This window comes from Nocardioides sp. SRI_004, from assembly GCF_057586415.1.
Genome location: NZ_JBYCZV010000007.1, coordinates 1 through 18118, shown reverse-complemented (window position 1 = coordinate 18118; position 18118 = coordinate 1). Strand labels below are relative to the sequence as shown.

Here is an 18118-nt window from a genome sequence, read left to right as displayed (position 1 = left end):
GCGCTCGGGGTCCCGCGATACTCGTCCCATGAACCCGGTCGACATCGCCGAGCCGATGCACTCCCGCTGGAGCCCGAGTGTGTTCGACGACGCCCACCAGCTGACCGACGCCGAGATCACCCGCCTGCTCGAGGCGGCCCAGTGGGCCCCGAGCTCGGGCAACCGCCAGCCGTGGCGCTATGTCGTGGCGCCCCGCGGCAGCGCCGCCCACGCGGTGCTGGTGCCCCACCTCAGCCGGGGCAACTCCGGCTGGGTGCCGCGCGCGTCGGTCGTGTTCCTCTCGGCCGCCGTGCTGGGCACCGACGGCGACGAGCTCAAGGACCTGCTGATCCCGGCCCACGACGTCGGCCAGGCCTCCGCGCACCTGACCCTCCAGGCGGAGGCGATGGGCCTCAAGGCCCACCAGTTCGGGGGATTCGACCACGCCGCGGTCGCGGCCGGCCTCGGCCTGCCCGACGACGCCCGGCTCATCGCCGGCATCGCCGTCGGCGTCCGCGGCAACCCCGCCGACGTCCCCGAGCGCGACGCCGAGCGCGACCACCGGGTCCGCGACCGCCGCCCCCTCGCCGACACCGTGTACGACGACCGGTGGGGCCACGCCTGGCCCGGGCTCGCGCCGTCCGGGCCGGCCACCGCCCCGACCGAGCGCAGCTAGGCCACCCGCCCGATGCGCCCCGGCCGCGGCGCCGTCGCCGCCCTCCTCTTCGTCGCCGTGCTGGTGAACCTGCCGTTCCTGCACCACTCCTGGCAGCAGTGGCGCATCAGTCGCGACGGCGTCGAGGTGACCGCCGAGGTCACCGACACCGACGTGCTGCGCGAGCAGACGGACCCGCACTACGTCATCCGCCTGCGGCTGCCGGAGGACATCGACCCGGACCGGCAGACGTGGCCGGCCGAGGTCGACCGGGCGACCTGGCAGCGGGCCGAGGAGTCCGGCGAGATCGGCGTCCGGGTGCTCCGCGACAACCCCGGCGCGCAGCACGTCGACGGCGAGCGGGCCAGCCCGCTCGGCTACATCGTCATCGGCGTCGTGGACGTCGTCGTGCTGCTGCTCGGCCTGCTGCTGTGGCGGGTCCGCCGGGGCGGCATGACCTCCGACGTCATCGCCGGGGACACCTCCGAGGGGTGAGAGTCGGGTCATCCGCTCGACCCGACTCCCCGAGGAGGAACCGATGACCACTCTCACCGCACCGCACGCCAGCTCCGCCACGACGAGCCGCCCGCGCCTCTGGTTCGCCGCCGACGCCGTGATCACCGGCATCAACGCGCTCGCCTACCTCGCGGCTGCCGGCCCGCTCGCCGACCTGCTCGGTGGCGACCCGGCCACCTACCGCGGCATCGGCCTGTTCATGGTCGCCTACGCCGTGGCCGTCGGCCTCTACGCCCGCAGCTCCCTGTCCGTCCGGGTCGGCTGGGGCGTCGTCGTCGGCAACCTGGTCTGGGTCGTCGCCTCCCTCGAGGTCGCCCTCACCGGTGCCTTCGACCTCGACGGCCCCGGTCGCGCGTGGGTCGTCGCCCAGGCGGTCGTGGTGGCCGATCTCGCGCTGCTGCAGGCGCGGTCGCTGCGTCGCCGATGACGCCCCTGCCACACTTGCCCGCATGACCTCCCTCAGCGACTTCTCCGCGACCTCGATCGACGGCAAGCCGGTCGACCTGTCGTCGTACGACGGCAAGGTGGTCCTCGTCGTCAACACGGCCTCGAAGTGTGGCTTCACCCCGCAGTACAAGGGCCTGCAGGAGCTGCAGGACACCTACGGTGACCGCGGTTTCGAGGTGCTCGGCTTCCCGTGTGACCAGTTCGGGCACCAGGAGCCGGGCGACGAGGAGGAGATCGCGACCTTCTGCGAGCGCAACTACGGCGTGACCTTCCCGATGTTCGCCAAGATCGACGTCAACGGCGACGACGCGCACCCGCTCTTCCAGTGGCTGAAGAAGGAGGAGGGCGGCCTGCTCGGCGGCGGCATCAAGTGGAACTTCACGAAGTTCCTCATCGGTCGCGACGGCCGGGTCATCGACCGCTTCGCGCCGACGACCAAGCCGGAGAAGCTGACCGGCGACATCGAGAAGGCGCTCGGCTGACGCACAGGTACGACGAGGGGGCCGTCCCGATCGGGACGGCCCCCTCGTGCGTGCTGCCCGGGCGGCGTCAGACGCCGGCGAGCTCGCGGTCCTGGTCGAGGTCGTCGTCCAGGTCGTCGACATCGTCGGCGCGGGCGACCGCACCCGGGATCGAGTCACGCTCGAGCGAGGCACCCTCGACGTCGACGTTCGGGAGGATCCGGTCGAGCCACCCCGGGAGCCACCAGGCCTTCTCGCCGAGGATGTAGAGCAGCGACGGGATGAGGACCATCCGCACGATGAACGCGTCGAACACGATCGCCAGCGCCAGCGCGAAGCCCATCGACTTGATGATCGCGTCGTCCTCGAGGATGAAGCCGGAGAAGACCGCGATCATGATCGCCGCGGCGGCGGTGACCACCCGGGCGCTGTTGCGGAAGCCGTCGACGACGGCCTCGTGGGTCGAGAGCCCGTGGACGTGCGCCTCCCGCATCCGGGTGACCAGGAAGACCTGGTAGTCCATCGCGAGGCCGAACACCACGCCGATCACGAAGATCGGGATGAAGCTCACGATCGGCTGGCCCTCGAAGATCCCGAAGGCACCCTCCTGGAAGATCGCCACGGTCGCGCCCAGCGTCGCCAGCACCGAGAGCAGGAAGCCCAGGGTGGCGGTGAGCGGGATCAGGATCGAGCGGAACACCAGCATCAGCAGGATGAACGCGAGCCCGATGACCACGGCGAGGTAGACCGGCAGCGCGCCGTTGAGCTGGTCCGACACGTCGGTGGTGATCGCGGTCAGGCCGGTGACGCCGACCGTCGTACCCGTCTCGTCCTCGATCGCCGACTGGCCCTCGCGCAGCGCCTCGAGCAGGTCGAGGGTCTTCGGGTCGTCCGGGCCGGAGGCGGGCACGATCTGGATGATCGCGCCGGTGGCCGGGCCGTTCGGCACGCCCTTGTCGTCGCGGGGCGCGTTGGTCGCGACCAGCTGGGCGTTGGCGACGTCGTCCTGGCCGGCGGCCCAGTCGACGACCCGGTCGAACGCCTCGGTGCGCTGCTCGTCACCGGTGATCCCGCGGCCGTCGACGACCACGACGAACGGACCCTGGCGGCCCGGGCCGAAGGCCTCCTCGGCGAGGTCCGCCGCCTTGCGCTGCGTGGTGTCGCTCGCGGCGGTGCTGTCGCTCGGGAACGCGAGGTACATCTGCGAGATCGGGACGGCCAGCGCCCCCAGCAGGACGACGACACCGAGCACCCACGCGACGGGCGCCTTGGCGAGGACCCGCGCCCAGCGCACGCCGTTGTTGACGACGAGGCCGTCCTGGTCCCGCTTCGGGCTGTACTGGCGGATCCGCATCCAGCGCAGGCCGGGCACAGGGACGTGCCGGCCGCGGAAGGTCCACGACTTCGTCATGCCGAGCAGGGCGGGCAGCAGGGTGAGCGCCACCAGCACCGCGATGAGGACGGTCGCGGCGGCGGCGAGGCCCATCGAGGTGAGGAACGGGATGCCCACGACGGAGAGCGCCGACAGCGCGATGAGCACGGTGAGGCCGGCGAAGACGACGGCCGAGCCGGCGGTGCCGACGGCGATGCCGGCCGCGTGCCTGCGGTCGTCGGTGTGGTGCAGCTCGGTGCGGTAGCGGGCGAGGATGAAGAGCGTGTAGTCGATGCCGACCGCGAGGCCGATCATCGAGGACAGGGCCGTGGTGGAGGAGCTGAGGTCCATGAAGGCGGTCATGGCGCTGACGCCGGCCATGCTCAGGCCGACCCCGAAGACCGCGTTGACCAGCGGCATGCCGGCGGCGACCAGGGAGCCGAAGCTCAGCAGCAGCACGACGAGCGCGATGCCGAGGCCGATCAGCTCGGCGGTGCCGCCGGGCGCCTCCTGGACGGTCATGCCCTGACCGTTGGCCTCGGCGACGAGGCCGGTGTCGGCGGTGGTCTCGTGGAGGAGGTCCTCGAGGGCCTCGACGGAGGTGGCCTTCAGGTCGGCGACCGTGTCGACGTCCCACTCGAAGGAGAGCGTGCCGATCCGGCCGTCGGCCGAGAGCGGTGAGATCGCCGCGGCGTCCTCCTTCGCCTGGGCCACGTCGCCACCGGCGGCCTTCGCGCCGTCGAGGTACTGCTGCTCGAGCGCGTCGGCCGCGGTGGTCGGGTCGACGAGGCCGGGCTGCGGGGCGTCGGCGTCCATCTGCGGGAGACCGGGGATCTCCGTGACCAGGTCGGCGATGGCGTCGGCGTAGGGCTTCTCGGCGAGCGTGTGGCCCTTCGGCGCCGCGACGACGACGTTGACGGTCGCGTCGTCGAAGGCGTCACCGGAGTCCGGGAACAGCTCCTTCTGGATGTCCGCGGCCTTCTCGGACGGGATGCCGGGGATCGTGAACTCGTCGTTGAACGGCTTCGACGCGACGCCGGCGATGGCGCCGACGACCACGACGAGCAGCAACCATCCGGCGATGAAGAACGGCCAGCGCCGATGGGCGGTGGAGCCGAGCTTGTAGAGCAGGCGGGCCATGGTGAGGTCTCCTGGGTTCGAACGGCTCCGGGGTCTCCGGGTGCCGGGTGGGTGGGGGACGCAGGCGGAACGGGTCAGGCGAGCGCGCCGCGGATGTCCGCGACGCAGGCGTCGAAGTGCTCGTGGAAGGTGCGCGTGGCGTCGGTGCCGGTGCGCTCCAGGGCGTCGTCGAAGCAGGTGATGAGCAGGCGCAGGATGGTGCGCGAGCGCGTGACCGGGAAGTCGTCGCCCTCGCGCTGGCGCATGCAGTCGCCGAGCAGCGCGGCGGCCACCTCGAAGCGCTCGTGGACGAGCTGGATCAGGCGCGGGTCGTTCATCACGGCCTCGCGCACGGCTGCCATGTGGTGGTCGGTGTGGGCCTTCTCGCGGGTCGCCTCATGGGCGAGCACGATCAGGTCGTCGAAGAGCCGGCCCGTGGGGCCACCGTCGACGAACTCCTGGATGAGCTCGTCGTCGACCTCCGGTTCGGGACCGAGCACGACCTCGGCCTTGCCGTCGAAGTAGTTGAACACGGTCCGGCGCGAGACGTCGGCGGCGGCGGCGAGGTCGTCGATGGTCCAGCCGTCGAAGCCCCGCTCGACCGTCAGCTGCACCGCGCACTGCTGCAGGCGCAGCGCGGTCTGGTACCGCTTGGTCTCGCGACGATTCGTGCACAGCTCGGACATAAGTGCATCTTTGCACCAAAGTGGTCGTGAGTGCAAATCTGTGACGACCGTCACCACCTTCGGGTCGGCCGGAGGGGGTCACGCACCTACCGGATTCGTCGCGGAACGACCGCCGGGAGGACGAATTCGGTAGGTGCGTGGCGACTCAGGAGCGGCCGGGCGAGACCAGGCCGTTGTCGTAGGCGTAGACGATCGCCGCCGGGCGGTCGCGCAGGCCGAGCTTGGTGAAGATCCGCCCCACGTGGCTCTTCACGGTCAGCTCGGAGATGACCAGCTCGTCGGCGATCTCGCCGTTGCTGCGGCCCAGCGCGATGGCCTGCAGGACCTCGAGCTCGCGGGCGGTGAGCGGGTCGGTCGCGGCGCTGGTCCGGGCCGCGGCGACCGGCGAGCCCGTGCGGAACTGCTGCAGGACGCGCCCGGTCACCGACGGGTCGAGCCAGTGGCCGCCGTCGGCGACCGTGCGCACCGCCCGGATCAGGTCGTCGGCGGAGGAGTCCTTGAGCAGGAAGCCGGCCGCGCCCGCGCGCAGCGCGCCGGACAGCATCTCGTCGTCGTCGAAGGTCGTCAGCACCAGCACCGGCGGCCCGCCGGGGCGGGCGACGACACCGGCCGTGGCGGTGATGCCGTCGACGGTGCGCATCCGCAGGTCCATCACGACGACGTCGACGCCCCGGTCGCCCCCCTCGCCGTCGGGGGCCGCGAGCTCGTCGAGCGTGCCGGGCACCTCGCTGCCGTCGCCGCACTCGGCGACGATCTCGAAGCCGTCGCGGCGCCGCAGGATGCGGCGCAGCCCCGAGCGGACCAGCTCCTGGTCGTCGACGAGCACGACCCGCACCAGCTGGTCGACGGCGCCGCTCATGCCAGCCCCGGCTTCCGCAGCGTGCGCCCGCACGGCAGGTCCATCGCGCCCGCTCCCCGCGCGCCCGTGCCCAGCAGGACGTCGACCGCCCACCCCTCGGAGGTCGGTCCGGCCTCGAGCGTCGCACCCAGCTGGTGGGCCCGCGCCTGCATGCCGGCCAGTCCGGAGCCGAGCCCGTCGTCGCGCGGACGGCCGGAGGGGAGAGGGTTGCTGATCCGCAGGTGGACGCCGGCGCCGTTGACCCGGAGGCGCACCCGCGCGCGGGGCTCGGAGCCGCCGTGGCGGGCCACGTTGGCGAGCGACTCCTGCGTGATCCGGTAGAGGCCGAGCCCGGTGGCGGCGGGCAGCGAGGCGGGGTCGCCCTGCTCGTCGTACTCGACCTCGAGGCCGGCGCCGCTCATCTCCCGCACGAGGGCGGCGATGTCGCCCGCGCCGGGGAGTGCGTGGCGGTCCGCGGCTCCGTCGGCCATCGCGCTGACGGTACGACGGATGTCGGCCATCGCGCGCCGGCCGACCTGCTCGGCGTCGGCCAGGGCCGCGTCGACCTCGGCCACCGCCTCGGCGGTCTCGGCGGGGTCGCTGGTGCCGGTCACGTCCCGCAGCGCGCGGCGGGCGCCGGTGACCTGCAGCAGGGAGATGCTCAGCGAGTGCGCCACGAGGTCGTGGATCTCGCGCGCGATCCGCTCGCGCTCGGCGGTGGTCGCCTGGTCCCACGCCTGCTCGCGGGCCTTGCGCTCGGCGATGAGGGCGCGCATCTGCCACAGCAGCATCGCGCCGATGACGAAGCCGAGGAGGAGCACGAAGGTGTAGAGCGGTGCACCGTCGAGGCCGGGACCGAGGGCGGCGCCGATCAGCACCAGCTGGCCGATCCCGGCCACGGCGAGGCCCTCGCCGATGCCGTCGCGGGCGGTGATCTCGGCGGTCGCGAGGGCGAGCATCGCGGGGGCGAGGTCGACCACGCCGTCGGCGGGCCGGGCCAGCAGCAGGCCTGCGGCGACGACGGTGCCGAGGATGTCGACGTACCAGGGGAGCCAGCGGGTCGTCGTGAACTGGATCAGCGCGGAGGCCATCACCAGCGGCAGGCAGACCAGCAGCGGGTCGAGCGGCCAGAGCGCGTCGCGCAGCGCGAGGCTCACCAGCACGCACGCCACCTGCCCGAGGTGGGAGGTCAGGGGGACCCACCACGGGTAGAGGACCTGGTGCCGGTCGAGGTTCGCCTCGATCCCGGCCCGCAACCAGCGCAGCATGACAACAGCGTAGGGAGCACCGCGACCGCGGTCATCCCGCCGCGGGAGGTGCGCCGCGTCCTCCCCTGGTAGGAGCCGGAATGACTGCCGTCGGCCGATGCCCGGGCCACGTGCGACTGCGTACCGTCGACCCATCACCCGGAGATCCCGGGTCGACCCGGACCACCGGGTCCCACGACAGAGAGGTCGTGATGACGATGACCTGGAGCGAGACACACCGTCGCTGGCAGGTGCTGCGGGCCGTGGAGGAGGAGCTCGCACGCACCGAGTCCCCCGTCCTGCCCTGGCGCACCGAGTACGCCGAGCTGTTCGGCGACCGGGCCGGCCTGCTGGCCGCGCTGCGCTACCGCTGGCAGCTCACGGTCAACGCGCAGCTCGACACGCACCTCCCGGAGCGCGAGCTCGAGGAGCAGCGCCGCAGCCTGGCCCGCCGCGCGCGGGGTGTGCTCCGGGTGCTGGAGGCCGAGGGCGCCACCCGTGTCGTCGCCTGACCTCGCGCTCGTGCGACGCAGCCGGCTCCGGACCGCGCTCGACACCCCGCGCTCGTTCGCGGCCTGGGGCCTGGCGCACGGCCTCCAGCGCGCCATGATCCAGCGGGGCGCCCGCCGCGGCGACCTGATCAGCCGGATGGTCATGGACCCGTCGCTGCGGCGCGACCCGTTCCCGGCGTACGAGGAGCTGCGCGGGCGCGGGGCGGTCAGCGCCAACGGCCTGATCTCGGCGAGCGTCGACCATGCCGTCGTCAACGAGGTCCTGCGCAGCGACGCGTTCGGGACCGCCGGTGGGCAGGGCGAGCTGCCGAAGCCGCTGCAGTGGCTGCACCACAAGGTGATCGACCCCGAGACCCTCGGCCCGGTCGACCCGCCGTCGATGCTGGCGGTCGACCCGCCGCTCCACACCCGCTACCGCAAGCAGGTGGCGCGGGCGTTCACCGCGCGCAAGGTCGGCCGGATGAGCGACCGCGTCGAGCAGGTCGCCGCCGACCTGCTCGACGACCTCGCCGGGGCGGAGTCCTTCGACCTCGTCGACCGCTACGCCTCCCAGCTGCCGGTGACCGTCATCGCCGACCTCCTCGGCGTGCGTGAGCAGGACCGCGGCCGGTTGCTCGAGCTGGGCAACGAGGCCGCCGTGACCCTCGACCCGGGCCTGACGTGGGGCCAGTTCCGGCGGGCCGAGCAGGCGCTGCGCGAGATGCACGCCTGGTTCGCCGGCCACGTCGACCGGCTCGTCGCCCAGTCCGACGAGCAGCCGGGCGACGACCTGATCAGCCAGCTCGCCCTGCTGGACGGGCCCGACCGGCTCGACCGGGTCGAGCTGCACCAGGTCGGCCTGCTGGTCCTCGCGGCCGGCTTCGAGACCACGGTCAACCTGATCGGCAACGCCGTCGCGATGCTCGACGCGCACCCCGACCAGCTGCGCTGGCTGCAGGACAACCCGGACGGCTGGGGCAACGCGGTCGACGAGGTGCTGCGCCACCAGTCGCCGGTCCAGCTCACGCTGCGGATCGCGCTGCGCGAGACCGAGGTCGCCGGCAGGAGGTTCGAGCCCGGGCACGGGATCCTGCTCTACCTCGGCGGCGCCAACCGCGACCCCGCGGTCTTCGAGGACCCTGCGACCTTCGACGTCACCCGCCCCAACGCGGACCAGCACGTCGCGTTCTCCGCCGGCGTCCACTACTGCCTCGGCGCGAGCCTCGCCCGGCTCGAGGCGGCCGCCGCCCTGCGTGCCCTCTACGAGCGCTTCCCCGACCTCCACGTCAGCGGGACGCCCGAGCGCCGGCCCACCCGGGTGCTGCGCGGGTTCGAGCGGCTCCCGGTCGCGACGGGGGGCGCGCGTCAGCGCGTAGTGCCCTCGCCGTGCGCGGGGTCCGGCATCGCCGAGAAGTGCTGGTAGTCGGTCGGCTCCTCCCACCGGCCGGCCCAGTACCACCCCGCCCGCTCGAACACGGCGACCACCGGGCCGTCGGCCAGCAGCACGCCGGGGCGGTCGCGGGCGCGGTCGAGGTAGGGGATCGACCGCTCGTGGCTGGTGCGGCGGCCGTCGTACACGTAGGGGTTCTCGAGCGGGTTGAGGTCGATCGCGCGGCCGTAGGCGTGGTGCGACCAGCTGCTCGACCCGGTCTTCGCGCGGCAGTTGAACGCCGAGGTGTTGTCGGCCTCGATGGAGGCGAAGTCGTCGCCGTCGTACGCCTCGATCGGGACCATCCGGCGGATGGGGAAGTCCAGCTCCCACAGTCGGCGGAAGATCCGGGTCACGTCGGCGACGACGTCGCGGTGCACCACCAGCCGTCCGGTACGACGCCCGCCACCGAAGTCGCGGTAGGTCAGCCGCACGACGCGGAGGTCGGCGAGGGGCACCGGGCAGCCGGGGTGCCACGTCACGCCGCGCATCCGGCGTTGCTCGGCAGGGGTGAGCGGTCGGCTGGTGGCGGCGTACCCGGTCGGCTCGGCGCTGGGGTCTGCGTGCGTCGGCGCGTGCGTCGGCGCGGGCGTCGTGGGCGCGGCGGCGGTCGTCGGTGCAGGCTGCGGCGCCGGGTCACCACCGGAGCAGCCCGAGGCAGCGAGCAGCGTGAGGCAGGCGAGCGTCCGCCTGGGCCTCAGCACGCCACCTCGACCTCGTAGGAGTCGATGCCGTCCAGGTGCAGCGCGGACACCCACCCGCCGCTGGTCGTCCGGGCCCACACCCGCGAGCTCCCGCCGACGCTCTGCGAGGACACCTCGTCCCCGTACGCCTCGCACACGACCTGGTGCGTGCTGCCGTCGTCCCAGCGCACGCTCCTGCCGTTGCGGACGAGCTCGCCGGCGCTGGTCGACCGGCCCTCCCGGACCTGGAGGTAGCAGCTGCCGTCGCCGCACGTGCCGACCACGGTCACGGGGATCGGCTCGCGCGCGCCGCCGCTCGCCGCGCCGCCGGTGGGGCTCTGGGGCGTCGGGTTCGCGGACGTCTCGATGCCGCCGACCTCCCCCTCCTCCGAGGTCGTCGGGGAGCCGGCCGAGCCCGCCGAGCCCGCCGAGTCGGCGGCGACACGGTCGTCGGTGGCTCGTCCACCGTTGTCGTCCTCGGCCCACGGCTGCAGGGCGAAGGCGACGCCGAGCACGATCGCGAGCGCGACGAGCGCGGCGCCCGCGGCGATCCACCCGGCCCGGCGGGGCGGGGCCGGGGGCGCCGGCGGCAGCGGCCCGGAGACGGTCGGCGGGACGGGACCGGTGGCGACGGGGGTGGGCGGCCGCGGAGCGGGTGGAGCCGGCACCACCGGCGCAGGGGGTACGACGCCCGCCACCGTGGCGTCGGCCGCGGTGGCCCGCACGAGCGAGTCCCGCCGGCCCATCGGGACCCCGGCGAGCACGTGGTCGAGGGCGACCCGCATCGCATCGACCGTCGAGAACCGCCGGGTGGGCTCCTTGGCCATCGACTGGGCCAGCACGGCGTTGAGGTCGTCGACCCACGGCTCGCCGGCGGCGAGCTGGCGCACCGGCGCCTCGATGTGGTCGCGGGCCATCGAGAACTGGGTGCCGCCGTAGGGCGGCTCGCCGGTGAGCATCGCCCACAGCAGGCAGCCGAGCGCGTAGACGTCGGTGGCCGTCGTCGCGGGGGCTCCCTGGAAGCGCTCCGGGGCGAGATAGGGGAAGGTGCCGATGACCGCGCCGGTGACGGTCAGGCCGTGGTCGGGCTCGGTGTCGCGGGCGATGCCGAAGTCGCAGAGGTAGGCGAACGGGGCGTCGGCCGGACCGGTCACGAGCACGTTGCTGGGCTTGATGTCGCGGTGCAGGATCCCGGCCCGGTGCGCGTCGGCGACGCCGGAGGTGATCTGCACGGCCAGGGCGAGCGCCGGCCCCACGGGCAGCGGGCCGGACTCGAGCCGCCCGGCGAGGTCGCCCCCGGCGACCAGCTGGGTGGCGATGAAGAGCGAGCCGTCGGTCTCGCCGTGGTCGAGGACCTGGATGATGTGCGGGCTGTCGAGGCGGACGAGGGTGGCGGCCTCGTTGAGGAAGCGCACGCGGTACTCGTCGGTGCCGGCCAGCTCGGGCGCGATGACCTTGAGGGCCACCCGCCGCCTGATCCGGGTGTGCGTGGCGGCGTACACGACGCCCATGCCACCGCGGCCGAGGACGCCGTCGATCTCGTAGTCGCCGAAGGTCTCGCCCTCGCGCGGGTAGCCGGCCATGGCCGCATTCTTCCCCGAGCGCGCCCGGGTGAACGCCGATGACCACGGTGGCTGTGGTCCCCATCACTTTACAAGCACGACCCTCTTGTCAAACGGACTTTACAAGTCGTACCTTTCTGTCAAGCGATACGTAACGTCGCGGCAACGGAAGGCAGGCGCATGACCGGATCGATGGAGATCGGACAGACCGTCCCGGACGGTTCCACCGAGCAGTGGAAGGACAAGAAGCGGTACCTGTGGCTCTGGGGCCTGATGGTGCCCGGCTTCGGGGTGCTGTTCGCCCTGGCCTACATCGCCACCGGCGGCTGGTGGGGCTTCACCCTGGTCGCGCCGTTCCTGGTGAACTTCCTGATCCCGCTGCTCGACCTGGCCATGGGCACCGACCAGAGCAACCCGCCGGACGAGGTCATCGAGGAGCTCGAGAACGACAAGTACTACCGCTGGGTCGTCTTCGCCTACGTCCCGATGATGTTCGCCCTCGTCTTCGCCGGCTACTACATCATCGGTGAGGGCAACCCGGTCGCCTGGGTGCTCAACCACGTCGGCCTCGGCGACTGGGGCGACGCCCACCTGAGCGCCAACCTGATGGCCGACCATCTCGAGCTGCCGTGGTGGGAGAAGGCGCTGTGGGCGCTCTCCATCGCCGGCGTCGTCGGCATCGGCATCAACACCGCGCACGAGCTCGGCCACAAGAAGGAGTCCGTCGAGCGCTGGCTGGCGAAGATCACCCTCGCGCCGACCTTCTACGGCCACTTCTACATCGAGCACAACCGGGGCCACCACGTCCGCGTCGCGACCCCTGAGGACCCCGCGTCCTCCCGCCTCGGCGAGAGCCTCTACCGCTTCTGGCCGCGCACGGTCTGGGGCTCGCTGAAGAGCTCGTGGGAGGTCGAGGCCAAGCGCTACCGCCGCAAGGGCACCCACCCGTTCCACATCGGCAACGACGTCCTCAACGCCTGGGCCATGTCGGTCGCCCTCTGGGCCGCGGTCATCGCGCTCAACGGCTGGCAGGTCGCGGTCTACATCCCGATCACCGTCGTGTTCGGCTTCTCGCTCCTCGAGGTCGTCAACTACCTGGAGCACTACGGCCTCAAGCGCCAGCGGGTCGGCGAGAAGCAGCGCTACGAGCGGGTGCTGCCGATGCACAGCTGGAACAGCAACAACATCGTCACCAACATCTTCCTCTACCACCTGCAGCGCCACAGCGACCACCACGCGAACCCGACCCGGCGCTACCAGGCCCTGCGCGACTTCAAGGAGTCCCCGGCCCTGCCGACCGGCTACGCCGGCATGATCAACCTCGCGCTGATCCCGCCGCTGTGGCGCAAGGTGATGGACCACCGCGTGGTCGAGCACCTCGACGGCGACGTCACCCTGGCCAACATCGCGCCCGGCAAGGAGGCGAAGTACCTCGCGAAGTTCCCGCCGCCGGCCGAGCACAACCTGAAGACCGACGACCTCTTCGCGCAGAGGTTCGAGGGCGAGGTGCTCGCCGCGAAGTGCCCCGGCTGCTCCTACGTCTACGAGGTCGCCGCCGGCGACGAGCACGAGGGCTTCGCCGCCGGTACGGCGTGGAGCGACATCCCGGACGACTGGTGCTGTCCTGACTGCGGGGTTCGCGAGAAGATCGACTTCATCCCGTTCGACCCTGAGAAGGTGAAGGCCTGATGTCCATGAAGATCGTCGCCGACCTCGACAAGTGCGAGGGCCTCGGCATGTGCGAGGCGATGGCCAACGACTACTTCGAGGTGGACGAGGACGAGGACAAGGTCAACGTCCTCGACGACTCCCCCGAGGAGTCCGACCGCGCCCACGTCTTCGCCGCCGTCCAGGCCTGCCCCGTGCTGGCCCTGACGCTCGAGGGCTGAGGGAGCACGATGTCCATCGTGGCGGGACGAGCCGGTGACGGGGTGGCGGACGCGATGGCGTCCGCGCCCCCGTCGCTGCGGGACCGCCTCCTCGAGGCGGCCGTCAGGATCATGACCACGTCCGGCTGGGGCCGGGTCACCATGGCCCGCCTCGCCGACGACGTGGGCGTCAGCCGGCAGACGGTCTACAACGAGATCGGCACCAAGAACGACCTCGCCGAGGCGATGGTCATGCGCGAGCTCGACCGCTTCCTCGCCGGGGTGACCCGCTCGTTCGACGAGAACCCCGACGACCTGATCGGCGCGATCCGCGACTCCGCGCGCCGCGTGCTGAAGTACGCCGAGGACAACGCGCTCCTCCACGCCGTCGTCTCCGCCACCCATGGCGCCGACACCGAGCTCCTGCCGCTGCTGACCACCCACTCCGAGTACCTCCTCGAGGGCGCCAAGTTCGTCGTCGCGGAGCGGGTGGCGTCGTACGACGTCCAGCTGCCGGAGGGCCGGCTCGAGGCGAGCATCGACATGGTGGTCCGCCTGGTGCTCAGCCACGTGATGCAGCCCAGCGCGACGCCGGCCCGCACGGCCGACGACATCGCGTGGATTGCCGAACGCGTCCTCGCCTGACGCCCGGCGTCATACACTCGGTCGCGGGAGGACTGCCGGGAGGGCCGGTGGCGGGGAAGGGGCCATGGGGCTGGCGCGACGCGCGAGGATGACGGCTGCACTGACGACAGGGGTGTCGGCAGTGCTGGTCGCCACGCTGCTGTCCGGCTGCGGCGACTCGGGCAAGGACGGCAAGGAGTCCGCCGAGGGCGACACCAGCGCGGCCGCCGCGTCGACGGCGCCCATCCCCGACAACGCGCTCGACCCCGCGCACGCCGTCGCGGCGCCCGGGAAGTTCGACGGCACGCAGTACGGCGACGACCTGCTCCTCGTGAGCCAGGAGACCATCCCCGACGACGACCTCGACAAGCTGCTCGCGGTGAAGGTCAAGAAGAACAAGGGCGTGGCGGCGTACACGACGCTCTCCTACGGCAACTTCTCCGCCGACGGCCGCTTCTACAACATCGCCGCCGTCGACGGCGCCGCCTACCGCGCCTTCACCGGCAGCCGCAGCGCGGAGTTCCAGGAGCAGTGGGACCGGATCGCCGGAGGCGAGGTCGCCGTCGACGACGGCCTCCAGCAGGAGCTCCAGGTCGACGGCGAGGGCTACCTGAAGGTCGGCAAGGAGCGGATCCACGTCGGCGCCTGGTCGCCGTCCGAGGTCGACAGCGTCGACGCGATGGTCAACGCGAAGTGGGGCGAGGAGCTCGGCCTCCAGAAGGACAACGCGATCCTGATCAACACCGGGATCGCGTCGCCCCAGGCCGTGCGCGAGGCGATCGAGAAGACCTTCGGCAAGAAGCGGTTCTCGATCACGGCGCTCGACATCGTCGCCTCCGAGGGCCTCGACCTCGGCACCTTCCAGAACGTCATCCCGGTCGGTGCCTTCCGTGACGCGGTCGGCGTGTTCCGCTACACCCCGATCGGCGGCGGCCGGATCGCGCCCGACCCGGCCTGGGTCCGCTCGCACATCGTGACCGAGCAGGTCCCGATCCTCGGCAGCGTCACGTGCAACAAGTTCATGATCCCCCAGCTGCGCGCCGCGCTGATCGAGGTGGTCAACCGCGGCCTGGCCAAGGAGATCCACGCCAACGAGTACGCCGGCTGCTACTACCCCCGCTTCATCGCCGGGTCGACCACGCTCTCCAACCACTCCTTCGGGCTGGCCCTCGACTTCAACGTCCCCGGCAACCAGCGCGGCACCGTCGGTGAGATGAACCGCGAGGTCGTCGCGATCTTCAAGTACTGGGGTTTTGCCTGGGGCGGTGACTGGGCCTGGACCGACCCGATGCACTTCGAGCTCGCGAAGATCGTCAACCCCGGCTGATCGACCTTCCGGTCGTCGTGGAGGTCGCGCAGCGACCGTCACCAGACGCCCGCTACTGGACAGTAGCCAACTGTGACAGCACTACTGTCACGATCCGTGCCATGATCGGCCCATGACGTTCGCGCTGGGACAGGGAACCGGTCCGCTCAAGGGCCTCAAGGTCGTCGAGATCGCCGGCATCGGGCCGAGCCCGCACGCCTGCATGATCCTCGCCGACCTGGGCGCCGACGTGATCCGCGTGGAGCGTCCCGGCGGCCAGATGCTGACCGGTGGCTCGCACGACCTGCTCAACCGCGGTCGCCCGAGCGTCGCGCTCAACCTCAAGGACCCCGAGGCGGTCGCCACCGTCCTCGACCTGGTCGAGCAGGCCGACGTGCTGGTCGAGGGCATGCGCCCCGGCGTGGCCGAGCGGCTCGGCTTCGGCCCGGAGGCCTGCCTCGAGCGCAACCCGCGCCTGGTCTACGGCCGGATGACCGGCTGGGGCCAGGACGGCCCGTGGTCGCAGGCGGCCGGGCACGACATGAACTACATCGCCATCACCGGCACACTCCGCGGCCTGGGCCAGGTCAAGGAGAAGCCGCAGTTCCCGACCAACCTCGTGGGCGACTTCGGTGGCGGGTCGACGTACCTCGTCATCGGGATCCTCGCCGCGATCTTCGAGGCGCAGGCGTCCGGCAAGGGCCAGGTCGTCGACGCGGCGATCGTCGACGGCACCGCCAACCTCAACGCGATGACCTCCGCCTTCCTCGCCGGGGGCGGGTTCAAGGAGGAGCGGGCGGCCAACCTGCTCGACGGCGGCGCGCCGTACTACGACATCTACGAGACCGCCGACGGCGAGCACATGTCGGTGGGCGCGCTGGAGCCCCAGTTCTACGACCTCTTCGTGAAGCTGCTCGGCATCGAGGGCACCGCCCCCGACCGCTGGGACCTCGCCAAGACCGACGAGCTGCGCGAGCTGATCGCCACCACCTTCAAGACGAAGACCCGCGACGAGTGGTGCGCGATCTTCGACGGCACCGACGCCTGCGTGGCGCCGATCCTCCGGATCAGCGAGGCCAAGGACCACCCGCACATCAAGGCCCGCGAGGTCTTCGTCGAGCACGAGGGCATCGTGCAGCCGCAGCCCGCGCCGCGCTTCTCCCGCACGCAGGCGACGCTGTCGCACCCGCCCGCCCCCGGCGCCGGCGCGCACACCCGCGAGGCCCTCGAGGCCTGGGGCGTCAAGGACGTCGACGGGCTGCTCGAGCGCGGCGCCGCGGTGCAGATCACGCAGTGACGCCACGCCGCGGATTCTCCTTCGGGGGGTCCGCGGCCCTAGGCTGGGGTCACCGATCCGGCCAGTCTTGCCCCGGATCCCGGCGCACCGCACGAGCACCACCGTCGGCCGCGCCCCTCGCAGGAGGCACCGCTTCAACGCCTGTCACCGGACAGGCAGCACGGCGAGACGCCCAGCACAGGGGATCGCCGCGCCTTGCGTCGTGCTCCCCGGAGAGAACATCCGTGCCCACGACTGGTACCACCACGTTCGCCGCCCTCGGCGTTCCCACTGCCCTGCTCGACGTCCTGACCGCGGACGGCATCACCGTGCCGACGCCGATCCAGGCCGCGACCCTGCCGGACTCGCTGAAGGGCCGCGACGTCCTCGGCCGCGGCCGCACGGGCTCCGGCAAGACCTACGCCTTCGGCCTGCCGTTGGTCGCGCGTCTCGACGCCGACCGCCGTCGCCCGGCCCCCAAGCGGCCGCGTGCGCTGGTGCTCGCCCCGACCCGTGAGCTCGCCTCGCAGATCGCCGCGACCATCACCCCGCTGGCCAAGGCCGTCGGCCTGAGCACCACCACCGTCTTCGGCGGCGTCGGCCAGGGCCCGCAGGTCACCGCGCTGCGCAACGGCGTCGACATCCTCATCGCCTGCCCCGGCCGGCTCGAGGACCTCATCGGCCAGGGTCACTGCAGCCTCGCCGACGTCCGCGTCACGGTCCTCGACGAGGCCGACCACATGGCCGACCTCGGCTTCCTGCCCGCCGTACGACGCCTGCTTGACCAGACGCCGAAGGACGGCCAGCGGATGCTCTTCTCCGCGACGCTCGACGGCGCGATCAACGTGCTGGTCAAGCGCTTCCTCGACAAGCCCGCGGTCCACGAGGCCGACTCGGCGCAGTCGCCGGTCGCCAAGATGGACCACCACGTCCTGCACGTCGAGCGCGAGCAGCGCCTGCCCGTGCTGCTCGACCTGGTCAGCGCGCCCGGTCGCACCGTCGTCTTCACCCGCACCAAGCACGGCGCGAAGGCGCTGGCCCGCCAGCTCAACAAGAACGGCGTGCCCGCGGTCGACCTGCACGGCAACCTCAGCCAGGGCGCCCGGACCCGCAACATGGAGGCCTTCCACAGCGGTACGGCGACCACCCTCGTCGCGACCGACATCGCCGCCCGCGGCATCCACGTCGACGACGTCTCGCTCGTCGTCCACGCCGACCCGCCGGCCGAGCACAAGGCGTACCTGCACCGCTCCGGTCGCACGGCCCGCGCCGGTGCCGCCGGCACGGTCGTCACCCTGATGACCAGCGACCAGCGTCGCGACGTCAGCGACCTGACCCGTGCGGCGGGCATCAAGCCGACCACCACGCGGATCTCCGGCTCGCACCACCCGGTGCTGCTCGAGCTCGCCCCTGGCGAGCGCAGCCGCCCCGGCGGTATCGACCTGTCCCCGGCCCCCGCCCAGGGCGGCGGCAACGGTGGCGGCGGCGGTCGTCGTCGCAGCGGTGGCGGCGCGAAGAAGCCGGCCGCGAAGAAGTCCGGCGGCCAGGGCGGCCAGGGC

The 18118-nt window shown here is 72.2% G+C and carries 18 protein-coding genes; 12 read left to right on the top strand and 6 right to left on the bottom strand.

All coding sequences use genetic code 11. The features are described 5' to 3' along the window. Positions 1–28 precede the first annotated feature (28 nt). Genes AC2YHB_RS11080 through AC2YHB_RS11065 form a run of 4 tightly spaced genes read left to right on the top strand, consistent with a single transcriptional unit; the run spans position 29 to position 2079 of the window. Positions 29–655, top strand: a complete 627-nt coding sequence (locus AC2YHB_RS11080) for a nitroreductase family protein (RefSeq protein ID WP_487353901.1) — start codon at positions 29–31, stop codon at positions 653–655. A gap of 12 nt (positions 656–667) precedes the next feature. Then, a complete protein-coding gene (locus AC2YHB_RS11075) occupies positions 668–1129 on the top strand; it encodes a hypothetical protein (RefSeq protein WP_487353900.1) in 462 nt (153 codons plus the stop codon). Between the two features lie 43 nt (positions 1130–1172). Further along, a complete protein-coding gene (locus AC2YHB_RS11070) occupies positions 1173–1577 on the top strand; it encodes a hypothetical protein (RefSeq protein WP_487353899.1) in 405 nt (134 codons plus the stop codon). A 22-nt stretch (positions 1578–1599) separates the two neighbouring features. Continuing rightward, positions 1600–2079: a glutathione peroxidase gene (locus AC2YHB_RS11065; RefSeq protein ID WP_036543733.1), complete on the top strand. Its 480-nt coding sequence runs from the start codon at positions 1600–1602 to the stop codon at positions 2077–2079. Positions 2080–2146: 67 nt separating this feature from the next. Here AC2YHB_RS11065 and AC2YHB_RS11060 read toward each other — a convergent pair whose 3' ends face one another. The 4 genes from AC2YHB_RS11060 to AC2YHB_RS11045 all read right to left on the bottom strand — a co-directional run bounded on the left by AC2YHB_RS11060 (position 2147) and on the right by AC2YHB_RS11045 (position 7341). Next, positions 2147–4570 (bottom strand): MMPL family transporter, encoded by a 2424-nt coding sequence (locus AC2YHB_RS11060; protein WP_487353898.1) that lies wholly within the window; start codon positions 4568–4570, stop codon positions 2147–2149. A gap of 74 nt (positions 4571–4644) precedes the next feature. Beyond that, the gene (locus AC2YHB_RS11055; RefSeq protein WP_179648797.1) at positions 4645–5235 is read right to left on the bottom strand and encodes a TetR/AcrR family transcriptional regulator; all 591 of its coding nucleotides are present in this window, start codon (positions 5233–5235) and stop codon (positions 4645–4647) included. 145 nt (positions 5236–5380) lie between these two features. Beyond that, on the bottom strand, positions 5381–6094 hold the full coding sequence (locus AC2YHB_RS11050; RefSeq protein WP_487353897.1) for a response regulator transcription factor: 714 nt from the start codon (positions 6092–6094) through the stop codon (positions 5381–5383). Further along, a complete protein-coding gene (locus AC2YHB_RS11045) occupies positions 6091–7341 on the bottom strand; it encodes a sensor histidine kinase (protein ID WP_207008064.1) in 1251 nt (416 codons plus the stop codon). Before AC2YHB_RS11045 ends, AC2YHB_RS11050 begins: the two co-directional genes overlap by 4 nt. A gap of 191 nt (positions 7342–7532) precedes the next feature. Here AC2YHB_RS11045 and AC2YHB_RS11040 point away from each other — a divergent pair, with 191 nt between their 5' ends. Both AC2YHB_RS11040 and AC2YHB_RS11035 read left to right on the top strand, forming a co-directional pair. Further along, on the top strand, positions 7533–7832 hold the full coding sequence (locus AC2YHB_RS11040) for a hypothetical protein (RefSeq protein WP_179648801.1): 300 nt from the start codon (positions 7533–7535) through the stop codon (positions 7830–7832). After that, positions 7819–9234, top strand: coding sequence for a cytochrome P450 (locus AC2YHB_RS11035; protein WP_487353896.1), 1416 nt, complete (start codon positions 7819–7821; stop codon positions 9232–9234). Before AC2YHB_RS11040 ends, AC2YHB_RS11035 begins: the two co-directional genes overlap by 14 nt. Here AC2YHB_RS11035 and AC2YHB_RS11030 read toward each other — a convergent pair. Together AC2YHB_RS11030 and AC2YHB_RS11025 are read right to left on the bottom strand one after the other, a co-directional pair. After that, the gene (locus tag AC2YHB_RS11030) at positions 9177–9944 is read right to left on the bottom strand and encodes a M15 family metallopeptidase (protein ID WP_487353895.1); all 768 of its coding nucleotides are present in this window, start codon (positions 9942–9944) and stop codon (positions 9177–9179) included. The genes AC2YHB_RS11035 and AC2YHB_RS11030 overlap by 58 nt on opposite strands. After that, positions 9938–11506, bottom strand: a complete 1569-nt coding sequence (locus AC2YHB_RS11025; protein WP_487353894.1) for a serine/threonine-protein kinase — start codon at positions 11504–11506, stop codon at positions 9938–9940. Before AC2YHB_RS11025 ends, AC2YHB_RS11030 begins: the two co-directional genes overlap by 7 nt. A gap of 159 nt (positions 11507–11665) precedes the next feature. Here AC2YHB_RS11025 and AC2YHB_RS11020 point away from each other — a divergent pair, with 159 nt between their 5' ends. From AC2YHB_RS11020 to AC2YHB_RS10995, 6 genes are all read left to right on the top strand, one after another. Next, the gene (locus AC2YHB_RS11020; RefSeq protein ID WP_036543729.1) at positions 11666–13174 is read left to right on the top strand and encodes a fatty acid desaturase; all 1509 of its coding nucleotides are present in this window, start codon (positions 11666–11668) and stop codon (positions 13172–13174) included. Next, entirely contained in the window at positions 13174–13374 is a 201-nt protein-coding gene (locus AC2YHB_RS11015) for a ferredoxin (protein ID WP_242530434.1), read from the top strand. The genes AC2YHB_RS11020 and AC2YHB_RS11015 overlap by 1 nt, the downstream gene beginning before the upstream one ends. Positions 13375–13392: 18 nt before the next feature. Next, complete coding sequence (locus AC2YHB_RS11010; protein WP_242530435.1) at positions 13393–13998, top strand: TetR/AcrR family transcriptional regulator; 606 nt, start codon at positions 13393–13395, stop codon at positions 13996–13998. A gap of 88 nt (positions 13999–14086) precedes the next feature. Then, on the top strand, positions 14087–15304 hold the full coding sequence (locus AC2YHB_RS11005; protein ID WP_179648803.1) for a M15 family metallopeptidase: 1218 nt from the start codon (positions 14087–14089) through the stop codon (positions 15302–15304). Between the two features lie 112 nt (positions 15305–15416). Then, positions 15417–16580, top strand: coding sequence for a CaiB/BaiF CoA transferase family protein (locus tag AC2YHB_RS11000; protein ID WP_487353893.1), 1164 nt, complete (start codon positions 15417–15419; stop codon positions 16578–16580). A gap of 224 nt (positions 16581–16804) precedes the next feature. Continuing rightward, positions 16805–18118: DEAD/DEAH box helicase (locus tag AC2YHB_RS10995; protein ID WP_487353892.1), on the top strand; the 1314-nt coding region annotated here is incomplete at its 3' end.